Origin of the sequence: Paenalicyclobacillus ferrooxydans, from assembly GCF_001399675.1 — a bacterium.
Lineage (GTDB): Bacteria > Bacillota > Bacilli > Alicyclobacillales > Alicyclobacillaceae > Alicyclobacillus_B > Alicyclobacillus_B ferrooxydans.
The window spans coordinates 61,083-74,359 of the sequence record NZ_LJCO01000046.1; the positions used below are offsets into that span (position 1 = coordinate 61,083).

At 52.6% G+C, this 13,277-nt stretch carries 11 protein-coding genes; 9 read left to right on the top strand and 2 right to left on the bottom strand.

Going from position 1 to position 13,277, the window contains the following annotated elements; all coding sequences use genetic code 11:
* Positions 1-144 precede the first annotated feature (144 nt).
* From AN477_RS11115 to AN477_RS11145, 7 genes are all read left to right on the top strand, one after another.
* The gene (locus tag AN477_RS11115) at positions 145-1,770 is read left to right on the top strand and encodes a spore germination protein (RefSeq protein WP_054969232.1); all 1,626 of its coding nucleotides are present in this window, start codon (positions 145-147) and stop codon (positions 1,768-1,770) included.
* 2 nt (positions 1,771-1,772) lie between these two features.
* Complete coding sequence (locus tag AN477_RS11120) at positions 1,773-2,870, top strand: GerAB/ArcD/ProY family transporter (RefSeq protein WP_083486184.1); 1,098 nt, start codon at positions 1,773-1,775, stop codon at positions 2,868-2,870.
* Positions 2,867-4,093, top strand: a complete 1,227-nt coding sequence (locus AN477_RS11125; RefSeq protein ID WP_054969233.1) for a Ger(x)C family spore germination protein — start codon at positions 2,867-2,869, stop codon at positions 4,091-4,093. The genes AN477_RS11120 and AN477_RS11125 overlap by 4 nt, the downstream gene beginning before the upstream one ends.
* A gap of 180 nt (positions 4,094-4,273) precedes the next feature.
* On the top strand, positions 4,274-4,507 hold the full coding sequence (locus AN477_RS11130) for a CLC_0170 family protein (RefSeq protein ID WP_054969234.1): 234 nt from the start codon (positions 4,274-4,276) through the stop codon (positions 4,505-4,507).
* 111 nt (positions 4,508-4,618) lie between these two features.
* Complete coding sequence (locus AN477_RS11135; RefSeq protein ID WP_054969235.1) at positions 4,619-6,247, top strand: MATE family efflux transporter; 1,629 nt, start codon at positions 4,619-4,621, stop codon at positions 6,245-6,247.
* Between the two features lie 232 nt (positions 6,248-6,479).
* On the top strand, positions 6,480-7,475 hold the full coding sequence (locus tag AN477_RS11140) for a DMT family transporter (RefSeq protein ID WP_054969236.1): 996 nt from the start codon (positions 6,480-6,482) through the stop codon (positions 7,473-7,475).
* Positions 7,476-7,605: 130 nt separating this feature from the next.
* Positions 7,606-7,878: a DUF1292 domain-containing protein gene (locus AN477_RS11145; RefSeq protein ID WP_054969237.1), complete on the top strand. Its 273-nt coding sequence runs from the start codon at positions 7,606-7,608 to the stop codon at positions 7,876-7,878.
* A gap of 229 nt (positions 7,879-8,107) precedes the next feature.
* On the opposite strand, the gene AN477_RS11150 is transcribed toward AN477_RS11145, so the two are convergent.
* Complete coding sequence (locus AN477_RS11150) at positions 8,108-8,857, bottom strand: NAD-dependent protein deacylase (protein ID WP_245631792.1); 750 nt, start codon at positions 8,855-8,857, stop codon at positions 8,108-8,110.
* A gap of 84 nt (positions 8,858-8,941) precedes the next feature.
* The gene (gene cbpB / locus AN477_RS11155; protein WP_054969238.1) at positions 8,942-9,397 is read right to left on the bottom strand and encodes a cyclic-di-AMP-binding protein CbpB; all 456 of its coding nucleotides are present in this window, start codon (positions 9,395-9,397) and stop codon (positions 8,942-8,944) included.
* A 127-nt stretch (positions 9,398-9,524) separates the two neighbouring features.
* Between cbpB and AN477_RS11160 the strand changes: the two genes are divergently transcribed.
* Both AN477_RS11160 and AN477_RS11165 read left to right on the top strand, forming a co-directional pair.
* On the top strand, positions 9,525-11,282 hold the full coding sequence (locus AN477_RS11160; protein WP_054969239.1) for an ABC transporter ATP-binding protein: 1,758 nt from the start codon (positions 9,525-9,527) through the stop codon (positions 11,280-11,282).
* Positions 11,283-11,299: 17 nt separating this feature from the next.
* Positions 11,300-13,069 carry an ABC transporter ATP-binding protein gene (locus tag AN477_RS11165; protein WP_054969264.1) on the top strand — a complete coding sequence of 590 codons (1,770 nt, stop codon included), beginning with the start codon at positions 11,300-11,302 and terminating at the stop codon, positions 13,067-13,069.
* Positions 13,070-13,277: the final 208 nt, after the last annotated feature.

Here is a 13,277-nt window from a genome sequence, read left to right on the forward strand (position 1 = left end):
GATGGGATTCTGTGCTGGTACACCCTCAGAACGAGTCACCCTCGGTGCATGCTGGATGGCTTATGTGCGTCCTTCCTAACGGTGCATATTTCACCATCACTCGGTCACCCTACACCTATGGTTGGGACGAAAGGGAGATTCAGTATGCCGTTTTGGAGACGTGTGCAGAGAACCAACACAACGAACACGCCTTTTCCCCCTAGTCAGCAACTTGAACGCCTTGGTACACGAAAAGTCACACAACATAATCAACTGACACTCAATGTACTGCGCAGTATGTTCGACAAAAACGACGATCTGACCACACGTACCATCGACATTCTCGGACACTACGAAGTAACCGTCCTCTACTTGTCGAATTTTGTCAACAATGAACGGGTGAACCAAGATATCCTCAAGCCTTTGATGGAAACGAACAACTCGAACCTGTTCGTGAAACGCGGACAGGTCGTTCAGTTCCTCCTCAAGCAGGTGTTGAACTTTGGCGAGGCCTACGCAGAGAGCATGTTGACCAAACTGGCAGAGGCCTTGTTTCGAGGCAATACCGTCATTTTGGTTGAGTCTCTGAACGAGGCCATTGTTGTCTCCACACGTTCCGTTGACCACCGGACACCATCGCAACCAGAGACAGAACAAGCAATCCGGGGTGCTCGCGACGGCTTTATCGAGTCCATCGGTGTCAACATGTCGCTGATCCGTTATCGACTTCAAACCCCCGACCTGCGAATGGAATCGATGGAGATCGGGCGTCTCACAAAAACCAAAATTGCAGTCTGCTATATCGAAGGCATAGCCGATCCCGATGTCGTCAAAAGAGTCCGCGAACGGCTGAACAAAATCGACATTGACAGTGTGCTTGACGCCGGAACACTGGAACAGTACATCGAGGACAACCACTGGAGTCCGTTTCCACAGCTTCAAAACACAGAGCGCCCAGATAAGTCATGTGCCGCAATGCTCGAGGGTCGTGTCGTGATTTTGACAGACGGCACCCCTTTTGCCCTCATTGCTCCGACAACGTTCGTACAGTTCTATCAAGTCATCGACGACTATAGTGAGCGCTGGGTGATGGGTACCTTAGTTCGGGCTGTACGCCTCGTCTCACTGATTTTTTCGCTGGTCCTTCCATCGCTTTACGTCGCAGTCATCTCGTTCAACCCGGAGTTAATTCCGACGAAGTTCGCCGTTGCCGTGGCCAGCGGTCGTGCGGGTGTTCCATTTCCGGCGGTGATCGAGGTTCTGGTGATGGAGGTGTCTATGGAGGTCTTGCGCGAAGCTACGCTGCGTCTCCCGCAGCAAGTCGGTGGTGCACTGTCAATTGTCGGCGTCCTCGTCGTTGGGCAAGCTGCGGTATCAGCCGGATTTGTGAGTCCGATTACGGTGGTTGTTGTGGCACTCACAACGATTGGGTCATTCGCGACTCCCGCCTACAATGCAGCCATTGCCCTGCGCATATTAAGGTTTCTGTTGATTTTGCTCGCAGGCACGTTCGGGCTGTACGGCATCGTCGTCGGGTTGATTCTCATCCTAAATCACATGCTCGCGCTCCGTTCCTTTGGAGTTCCGTTTTGGAGCCCGTACGCACCTTTCAAAGCGGAGGGCATGAAAGACGCGCCGATTCGTGCACCACTATGGACTATGTATCTGAGGCCAAAGGAAATGTCCCCGGAAAATGACCGACGCGTCAGCGAAGAAACCGTGCAATATGCAAAGTCCCCGCCGAAGAGACAGCGGCGTTCACTGCAACGAGGACCTCGGAGAGGAGGCTGATTATGGTTCGCAGTATCACGATTCTCGAAGTTGTCGCAATCCTGTTTGGCAGCATGGTAGGTGTCGGTGTTCTCGCCGCCCCCCGACTCGCTGTGGAAGCTGGCGGAACAGCGGGGCCGCTCGTCAGCTTGATGGGCGTCTTGGTGGTCTTTGTCGGTGCCAGCGTTGTGGCCGCACTCGGCATGCGTTTCCCGAAGGAATCGATTATTTCCTATGCCGCACACTTAATTGGCAAATGGCCGGCACGACTGATAAGTATCTGTATCGTTTTGTACTTCGCCACCTTAACCGCACTCGCGGCCAGAGAATTTGGCAAAGTGGCTGTCGTCACCGTGCTGCCGAAGACCCCTAGCGAAGTCACGACATTTGTCATGATAGCGCTTGTCGCGATTGCCTCACGAAACAGCATGAGCACCTTTGCATACATTCATCTGTTTTACTTCCCGCTGATTGCGGCTCCGATTGCCCTCATCAGTGTCCTTAGCCTAAAAAACGCAAACCTCTTGTACTTGCAGCCGCTTGTCGGAACAGGCTCTCTAGGCTCCATGACACAGGGTGCTTTCGTGATTGCCGCGTTGCTTCAAGGCGGGTTTGTGCTCACCATCGTCATACCAGCGATGAGAAGAACGCAAAAGGCGATGAAGGCGACTTGGATAGGCATTGCCTTGGCCGCGGCGGTCTACCTGTTCACCGTCATCGCTGCTCTATCTGTCTTGGGTCCAAGAGAGATTGCGTCCATTTACTGGCCAACACTTGAACTGGCCAAGACAACCATGTTGCCTGGTGAGGTGCTTGAGCGACTTGACGCAGTCTTTTTGTCAGTTTGGGTCATCGCCGTCTTTACGACCACGTACTCAACGTATTTTCTGACCCTTGAGTCCGTGCGTCAACTGACCAAACTGAATGATTCCCGCATGCTGTCCCTGCCGTTTGCTGTACTCGTTTTTTTCATTGCCATGTTGCCCCCGAACATTGTTCAGTTGTATCGCGTGATTACGGTTGTCGGCAAATACGGTTTGATTTTGACCGTGGGTTATCCTGTCATTCTGTGGCTTGTCGCCGTCTTCCGAAGGATTCGGGGAGTTGAGACGACACAATGAAACATGTTTTGGTCAAAACACGAGCCATCCTTCTTGTCCTCTTGTTAACGCTTCCGCTCATAACGGGATGTTGGGACCGAGTTGAGATCGAACAACGAGCGACCGTTCTCGGGCTTGGCATTGACGTACCCGACGACGGTGTGTCACACAGCCCGCTCGACGTCACCCATCCGCCAGGCCAGGACAAGGTCCAACCCAAAGTGCTCTTAACGGCACACATTGCTGTGCCCGGGCGAATTCCCCTTGGTCCAGGCGGCGGAGATGGCGGCGGAGGCGGAGGTTCCGGTGAAAAAGCCGTCTGGACCGTTCAGGCCGCTGGGGAAGACATCAGCGATGCCCTAACAAACATGCAACAGCAGGTCGCAGAACGGATATTTCTGGGACACCTGCGCATCATCGTCGTATCTGAGGCGTACGCACGCAAAGGCCTTCGCACCATCGACGACTATTTTCGCAGAGACCCGCAGATTCGGCGAACGACTTGGCTGGCGGTTTCGAAAGGCAAGGCAGCAGACGTCATGAACATGTCTCCACCGCTCGAGCGCGTGCCTACACTCTATCTGCTTGCCACAATGGACCGCGCAAAAGATTCCGGAAAACTGCCAAACGCCTTTGTCGGGCGGTTTTGGACACTCGAATCCAGCGACGGCCAGGAAGGGTTTCTCCCGTATGTCTCTATCAAGCAGGAAAACAACCTCAAGATCGACGGTTTGGCCTACTTCCAGCAGGACAGAATGGTTGGGGCGACAACGCCGTTTCAAATTGTTCCCTTTATGGAGATTGCAGGTGAAAATCCAGCAGGGTACAGTATTCCGTTGACTGTTGACGGCAAGACAGTCGTGGTAACAGCCTTCCGCCGGCTCGCACGGATACATACTGACGTTGTCAATGGCCAGCCGGTAGCACGGGTTGTGATGCACGTAGACACGAACCTGTCAGAGAAGGACAGCGAAAGCCTGAACCTTCAAGACCCGAAGACCATTGCGGACATCAGACAAGCGATTAAGTCTAACCTAGAACAAGGTTGTCTGCAGTTAATCCAGCAGACACAGGCTACCCACTCGGATATCTTTGGTTTTGGTGAAAGCTTCCGAGGCACGCATCCAGGCTATTGGAAGCGCACAATCAAAAGTAAACAAGGATGGGAGAGGGTCTATCCCACGCTGAAGGTCCAGCTGGAAACCACCTCACGGGTGCATCGAATGGGGATGAAGGACAAGTAACTGCAGTATGACCTGCTCGCAGACCGAACCAGACCGAACCAGACCGAAGGCAGAGCAGAAAACAGAGCAGAAAAAAGTGCAGAAAAAAGTGCAGAAAAAAGTGCAGAACCAGAAATATGGCAGCAGAAGTGAAGCAAACATGCAGCAGTACAGTGGCACCCAGTACTAGGAGGGATAGGATTGCACGGAGAAAACAACGTGGCTTATCTGGACTTTACGCAGATATATCCAACGGTCACTGCCGGGATGCTGATTCTGACAGGACTCTACGCATTCCTCGTAGACCGGCGCGAATATCAGCGCGACAGCCTGTTCCGCGAAGCACGCTGGGCCAGAACCATCGGGATCACCTGGATAATCACAGGATGCGGGCTCTTTCTTGCCGGGTGGGTGTGGCGTAACTTCATCTGGTAGTGTGCCGTATTCTACTGAAGGCGGTCGACTATTCGGACAGGTCTTGGCGTACATATAGGAAATGTCGGACAACACAGCACACCGTCATCAACCATCCAGAGGGGGGTCCGTATGAGTATTCCGTTTCCGTTTGGAAAGTCCTCTCTGTTCAGCCTAGCTGAATTTGTCTCGCGTCTGCTCGGTTTATTCTTTCTCGCCCACTTTATGGAATCTTTCGGACTTGATGCGGGAGGCGTGTTCCGTACCGCATTGCCGCTTGTCATCCTCGCCTCCGCGATCGGCAGCGTCGGGCTTCCGACAGCCCTCACCCGTTGGCTGGCGGTGGACGGTACTAAAACCAAGCTTAAGGCTCAGCAGGTATGGACCATCTCTATCGCCACATTGTCAGCCATGTTTCTCACTTTGCTGACGCTGAATGCAGTCCTCAGACTCTCATGGATCCCTGTCCTTGGGATTGGGCCCGTGGACAGCCTGCTTCGATTCTCCGTGCCACTGGTTCTCATCATGCCGATTGGCGGGAGTCTCCGGGGCCTCATGATTGGGCGAGGGCGGAATCTCTGGCCGGCGATTGCGCAAGCGGCAGGTTCCATCGCGCAAGTTGCATTTGTCAACCCCTATACGGTTCATTTCGTCGAGTATATGAACTGGAATGGCGGACAGGCAGGCATCGCCATCATTACGGGAGCCGAGACAGTTGGTGTCCTCGTCCTCGTATTCGGGATGTTCGCGGATGGCTTTGCTCGACGACCTAACCTCAAGTTCCGTCACCGATCCTCCGCTAGTCAACCCTTTACTGCAACGCAGACTGAGCAGTCATTTCAGGTCAAAGGTGTATTTCGCGAACTTCGGACGATCTTTCGTTTAACAGCCACACCAACGCTTCAAACTCTATTGGAAACCCTGGGTTTTGGGCTCGAGTTGCCGATGGCCGAACACCTTCTAACACTGCAGTTTGGGCAAGCCATGGCCGAGCAATGGATGGCTGAATACGCCGCAGTCGCAATTCCCCTGTTGCACTTCCCCATGTTTGCGGCGGACGGGCTGGCCACGGCACTCCTCCCAACCTTGACAGCAGGACGAGCTGCAGAAGGCATTAAGGCGCTCGGTCCTTCGTTGCAGCAGGTGGTTCGAGCCCTATTTTTGCTCTCAATTCCTTCGAGCATAGTACTGTTTGTGTTTGCTCCTGTCTTTTCCAGCTGGCTCGACGCCCCTCAGGCAGCAAACCTGCTTCGCGTGATGGCTCCCCTGGCCCTGTTCGCGTATGCCCAGTCTCCATTAAGTTCCGTCGTCCAAGCACAAGGACGGAGTCGTGCCATGCTGTACGCAGGTTTTCTCGGCGATGTAAGTCGGCTGTCTACCCTCTTTATCTCGATGACCGTATGGCATCTCGGGGTCTGGGGACTTGTGACTGCATTTGCAATGGGGGTCAGCGTAGAATCCCTTGTCCTGTATTACTTTGCCTGGAGGCTCACCCCAATTACGATTCCGTGGCGCAGCCTCCTGTTCGCCACACTCGCCGGTGTTCAGGTCTGCACCATACTTATCCTAGGCAATCATGCATCCGGCATGTACAACTTCATGCGCGATCCGTTTGCCTGGTTCACGGCAGCGCTGATGGTCGGTGCTGTGTTTTTAATCCTCTCCCATGAAATCCCGCCTGAAGCCCTCAAACCGATACCGGTTTTTGGTGCTAGCCTGAACCGACTTGCAAAGCGCGTGGCAGGTCACGAGCGACTTTAATACTCGATGGCCTTGATGGGCGGCACTGTCAACGTGCATGGCCCCCACGGTTGTGGGTTGTCCGAAACGAAGAGCCTCAAACCTGTCTCCAGGTCGTGACGCATCAGCCGGAGCCTGCTATACTGGGCAAAACGCGACATCGCAACAACGACACGGCTCATCACTCCGAGGGGCCAGACTAAAGGGTACAAGGTCGTCGTTTCGCGAAGACTCGCTCGACCGTGAGGGACACATGCCAAACCGTTTTGCATTTACCGCCGTTCACATCAACAAGGGCCGTTCCACCGTATGGTTCCCCGGGACACCATTGCTTCTCGGTGTTGTCGCAGTTTCCTTTTCCTCCATCTTTATTAAGTTGTGTCAGGCCCCAGCAGTGGCTATTGGCATGTACCGTCTTCTGCTGACAGTCATCCTGCTCAGCCCTTTTACGCTGGCTTCTCCCAAGCAACGACAGGCTTTAAAGTCGCTGAACCTCCGAGACAGAATTGCACTGCTTGCCTCCGGGCTTCTACTCGGGTTTCACTTTTTATTCTGGATTGCCTCGCTCAAACAGACCAGTGTTGCAAGCTCCATGATCATCACAACACTGCAGCCTGGATTTGTTGGCTTAGCCGCATACTTCCTCTTTGGTGAACGGCTGTCAAAACGCCAAACTGCGAGTCTCATCTCTGCCGCGGTAGGTACGGCCGTGATTGCCTTTGGCGATCACGCTTTTGGGGCCTCGACATTTCACACTCATTCAGGAATGACTCATCCAGGCCTTCTCGCAGCACTGTTTGAAGGTCCGACATCCGCACTGCGCGGAGATGCACTGTCTCTTATTGGCACCATCGCCATGAGTGGGTATATGCTCGTTGGCGGGCGTGTCCGCGCTCGGCTCGATTCGACTTCTTACAACTGGGCCGTCTTTCTCACCGCTGGGTTAATGCTGCTCATATGGGCCGTGGCCACGCACACACCGCTCTCTGGATACCGTCATCAGGACTGGTTGTGGCTGGCTTTACTGGCCCTTGTACCCACGTTGTTTGGCCATGCGCTCTTCAACTGGCTCCTCCGGTACGTGAACGCGACGACAATTTCCGTCACCATCCTCGGCGAGCCCATCGGCGCCATTTTACTCTCTGCCTGGCTCCTCCATGCCTCTATCGAGTTTTATCAGATTGTTGGCGGCCTGATTACACTTGGGGGCATCTGGCTGTATTTGCGTCGACCCTCTGTCGTCCGATAGTGCTATAATGAGCCCTGGACACAGATCTGAAATGCAAAGATCTGAATGAAACGATGTAAATGAAACGATCTGGATGAAATGCCCACCATCCTAAGGATGAGCAATCACCGCGGCAAAGGAGACAGAGAACATGGCATGTTCTTGCGGAAAGGACACGTGCGGGTGCTCCACAACACCCGTCGTGCACTTAGTGGACGAGATGGGGACTCCCCACCCGTTTTTTGTGACAGACAAAATTATGGTGGAGACACGCGAATATGCGCTTCTGTCAGGCACGGAAGACGCAGACATGGTCGCCCTTCTTCGTGTGGAAAAGCAAGCTGACGGCACCGTTCGCTACGTGAACATTGAGTCCGAAGCAGAGTGGACAATGCTCCACGAGGTACTGTTTCAAGAAAACTGATTGGCTAAAGAGTCAAGTAATACACAACAGTCGTCCAACATGCCAGTCAAGCAACATGACACTCAGGCAACATAACATGACAGTCAAGCAAGACAGGCAACACAACGGTCAGGCTACACAATAGTTTCACGCTGCTGGCCTGTTATCTCAAAGGAGTTGGGACTTCCCGGCTCCCTTTTTTTCGACCACTCGACTCCTCAAACTCCTCTGAAATTACAGTCTTTCGCAGTTACAAAACGTCCGGCAGAATTTCCCCAGCCTTTCCGTGAAGAACGAGATCGACCGATCCATCAAGGTCGGTAGGTTCGAGATTCACGAGGGCCACTTTCGCCCGGCCTTGCTTTGCAAACCGCGGCAGGTCAGCGGCTGGGTAAACCGTCAGGGATGATCCCACGATGAGCACCAAGTCTGACTCCATCATGGAAAACGCGGCCTGTTGAAAATGGCGAACCTCCTGGCCAAACAAAACGGTATCTGGATGCAAGATATGGTTGCAGTCTGTACCTTTGACATCATAAGCTCGACAGTATGGGACTTCCTCAGCCAGGATGTAATCGAGTCCGTAAGACCTGTGGCAGACCGGACAACGTGCCTTCCGAACGCTGCCATGCATTTCATATACATGTCGGCTGCCCGCTTTCTGGTGCAGTCCATCGACGTTTTGCGTGTACACACTGACTTTTTTCCCCTGCTCTTCAAGCCAGGCCAAGGCAAGATGAGCAGCATTCGGTTGTGCTTGCAACAACCCGTCGCCTAAAAATGCAAACTTGTACTTCACCCAAAAGTCCTCTGGACTGGATTCAAGATATACATCAGACATTGCATCCATTAACTGTTCATCCGCCCAAACCCCGTTTGGAGAACGAAAATCCGGAATCCCAGATTCCGTACTCATGCCGGCGCCAGACAATACCGTGATGGTGTGACTCTGATTCACCCACTCGCGAAGCGTTGTCACGTCGTCTCTAAAGTCTGCCACTGTACTCCCTCCTTTGAACGAACATTGATTGAACCCGGTGAACGAACATATATTGAACCCGGCATGAATCGTTGCCAAGGACACCTAGTGCGATGAAGGCCGAGTGGTCGCGTGCATTTCCATTTTGACGTATCTATGAATTCTTTGAAGCATGGCGCTGCGTGTCAGGATTCCGACAAACCGTCCGGCATCGTCCTCCACACAGAGAAACGGAGCATTTACAGCCAATTCCAAGGCTCTGACGAAACTCTCGCCCAACTGAATCGTCGTGACGTCTGTGTTCATCGAATCTTTGACCTTTCGATCGGCCAGGTGTTCGAATTCGATCCGCTCGAGTCCCAAAATCGAATCCAAAATCAGCGTCTTACTGATAGTCCCTTGCACCATCCCGTTGCGACTTAACACGGGTATTGCTGAGTAGCCGGACTTGACGAGAACCAGCAGAGCATGTTCGAGTGAATTATCCGGATCGACACAAGCAACGCGATTGACATCTGTCATCAAATCTGAAATTGAAATGTCTATCAGTTCTTGAACCATGAACAGGTTTCCCCACTTTCAGCAGTCACTCAGTCGTAACCCGTTTTGTGTCAAAGAGAAGTGAAATTCGGTCGAAATATCGTATATGATAGAGCTTAGGCCCAGCAAATTGGAAAGGACGAGTTCCGTGCGCGTATTTCTAGACCTCATGTGGTACTTCAAAGCACATAAATGGCGATATTTATCTGGCATTTTAGTGTTAATCGCGATTTCTGTCATTATGCTGATCCCACCGCAAATCGTGGGGATGCTCGTTGACAGAGTCAGTCATAAGACCCTGACAACCGCCTTGCTCATTCGGTATGGTGTCGTGATTCTCACCATCGCCGTCATTCTTTATATTCTCCGTTACATCTGGCGCATCCTTTTATTTGGTGCTGCCGTGCGCCTGGCAACGCAATTACGCAATCAACTCTATGACCATTTTACACGAATGTCACCAGAGTTTTATCACGAACGTCGAATTGGTGACTTGATGGCACACTCGACGAACGACATTCAGGCAGTCGAACAGACGGCGATGCAGGGCATTATGACGTTTGTGGACTCTATCGCAACCGGCGTCGCCGTGATTATCACGATGGCCGTCAGCCTAGACTGGAAACTGACCATCATCGCGCTCTTGCCTTTGCCTCTCGTTGCCTGGTCGTCGAGCTATTATGGCAGTCTCATGCATCATCGCTTCGGAAAAGCCCAAGCGGCGTTTTCTGACCTGAACGACAGGGTCCAGGAAAATATCTCCGGGGTTCGTGTCATTAAAGCTTTTGGCCAAGAACAGGTTGAAGAAGTCAATTTCCGTCATCTGTCGCAGGACGTCGTTGACAAAAACATGGCCGTTGCCAAAATAGATGCTTTGTTCGACCCGACCATCTCACTTGTTACGGGCATCTCCTTCTTTCTGACCATTGCCGTCGGTGCGGTCTTTGTTGTGCATGGTCATCTCACCCTTGGACAGTTGACTGCCTTTACCATGTATCTAGGCCAGTTGGTGTGGCCAATGTTGGCGTTTGGCTGGTTGTTTAACATCGTCGAGCGGGGGCACGCATCTTATGACCGGATCCGCGTCCTTCTCGCCACACCGGCCGCCATCACAGACCACAGCGACGCCGTTGATGCAGTGCCCGAAGGGCAGATCGAATTTCACATGGATGCCTTTCAGTACCCGAGCCAAGCTGCTCCCCTCTTGAAGGATCTCCACCTCTCCGTCGAGGCCGGACAAACACTCGGGATTGTTGGCCGCACAGGCAGCGGCAAAACGACTTTGTTTAAGCTCCTGTTGCGCGAGTTCGACGCAGCAGAAGGATCCATCCGAATCGGCGGACGCCCGATTACAAAGTACAAACTGAACAGTCTTCGCAAAGGCATGTCGTATGTTCCGCAGGACCACTTCCTGTTCTCGGCTTCGATTGCTGAGAATATCGCTTTTGCGAAACCGACTGCAAGCTTTGAGGAGATTCAAATGGCAGCAAAGATCGCAGCCATTCACGACGACATCGTGCGGTTTCCCGCAGGCTATGGCACCATCGTAGGTGAGCGCGGCGTGACGCTCTCAGGTGGTCAGAAACAGCGTATCTCGATTGCCAGAGCCATTCTCGTAGATGCTGACATCCTGATTCTTGACGATTGCCTGTCAGCGGTTGACGCCAAGACAGAGCAGGCCATTCTTGAATCTCTCAAAGCGAATCGCAGCGCACGGACAACGCTCATTGCCACACACCGACTCAGTACGATTGAACACGCCGACTACATCATCGTCCTCGACGATGGATGCATCGTCGAACAAGGAACACACGAACAACTGGTTTTACAAAACGGCTGGTACAAGGACATGTACCAACGTCAGCAACTCGAATCGCTGGTTGAACAAGGAGGGACAGCAGGGTGATCAATCAAGTCGATCAAATGGCCGAAGTCACACCCACCAAAGGTGTCTTCAGACGCCTGCTCGGATATTTGCGCCCGCACCGGACCCTCCTGTTTGGAGCGTTCATCTTGCTTGCAGTTGCAACGACGGCCGATGTACTCGGACCCATCCTCATCCAGCAGTTTATTGACAAATACCTTACACCCCGTCACTTTCCCACTGAACCACTTGTTATCCTCGGCGGTGTATACCTGTTCTTACAGGTGATGAAGTCCGGCTTCAACTTTTTGCAGCTCGTCGGTTTTCAAAACGCTGCACTGAAGATGATTCAAGCCTTGCGAATCGAAGTGTTCGGTAAGGTTCAGCGTCTCGGACTCACCTTCTTTGACCGGACACCGACAGGGGTGCTTGTTTCAAGAATCACGAACGATACTGAGGCGATTAAAGACTTCTACGTCACGGTGCTCTCGACCTATGTGAAAAACGCACTGTTGTTGATTGGCATTTTCGTATCGATGTTCTTTCTCGATTTTCGTCTCGCGCTGTTTTGTGTGATTCTCGCACCCGTCATCGTCTACATTATGATGATGTATCGCAAAATAAGTGGACGCGTTTTCCATGAAGCTCGCCGGAAACTCAGCCAACTGAACGCAAAGTTGAATGAGTCCCTGCAAGGCATGTACCTCATCCAGGCAATGCGGCAACAGGAACGGCTGCGAAGCGAATTTGGCGAGGTAAACGGTGACTATCAAAAAGCCAGGCTCCGGAACATTAGAATCAACAGCCTGATGCTTCGTCCGCTCATGGACGTTCTGTACTTGGCAGTGCTTGTCGTCATCATGAGCTTCTTTGGGATCCGTTCCTTCCACAGCGTGATCGACATTGGCGTCCTCTATGCCTTCGTCAATTACCTCGAGCGCTTCTTTGAGCCTGTTAATGAGATGATGCAGCAGTTAAATGTCTTCCAGCAGGCTATGGTCGCAGGTGAGCGCGTATTCCAGCTGCTCGATCAAACGCTGTATGCACCGACCCAAATCGGATCGGCAAACCCAGAGATTGCACGTGGCAAAGTCACTTTTGATGATGTCACCTTCTCCTACGATGGAGAAACCGACGTGCTCAAAAACATTTCCTTTACCGCCTATCCTGGACAAACCGTTGCACTTGTCGGGCACACGGGCAGTGGTAAGAGCTCCATCGTAAACCTGTTGATGCGTTTCTACCCCGTCGTTAAGGGACGTATCATGGTCGACGACGTCCCACTCGACGCCTATAGCGACATTGAACTGCGCAACAAGATTGGTCTTGTCCTTCAAGATCCGTTTCTTTTTGTCGGGGACATCGCACAAAACATCCGACTCGGTAACGAACACGTGACCGACGCAGAGGTCGTCGAAGCCGCTCGCTTTGTTCAAGCCGACTCGTTCATTGAACGACTTGTCGGCGGGTACCAAGAACCGGTCCGCGAGAGGGGATCGACGTTGTCTGCGGGACAGCGTCAACTCGTCTCCTTCGCCCGAACGATGGCCATCGAGCCAAAGATACTGGTGCTCGACGAAGCAACGGCCAGCGTAGATACGGAAACAGAGGAAGCAATTCAGACCGCACTTCTAAAAATGCGGAGAGGACGAACGACCATCGCTATCGCCCACCGCCTCTCCACCATCCAAGACGCAGACTTGATTCTTGTCTTGCACCACGGTGAGATTGTGGAACGCGGCACGCATCAGGAGTTGCTCGCCCACAGAGGGCTCTATCACAAGATGTATCTGCTCCAGCAAGGCGGGCGTGAAGCGGTGCAATTGTAACCCGCACGTCATGCGAACAGTGGCCCATGTACCTTTCCGAGCGGCAATGGCCAAGATACAATTCCGAGATACAATCGCGAACAAACAGAGGGTCTCATGCCCTCTGTTGTGCTGTTTTTCTCATTTTTGACTTAGGGACTTGAAAGTCAAACAAGGTCAAAGTATAATCAAGACATCAAAAGGTCAAAGTAAGTCAAAGTCAATTGAC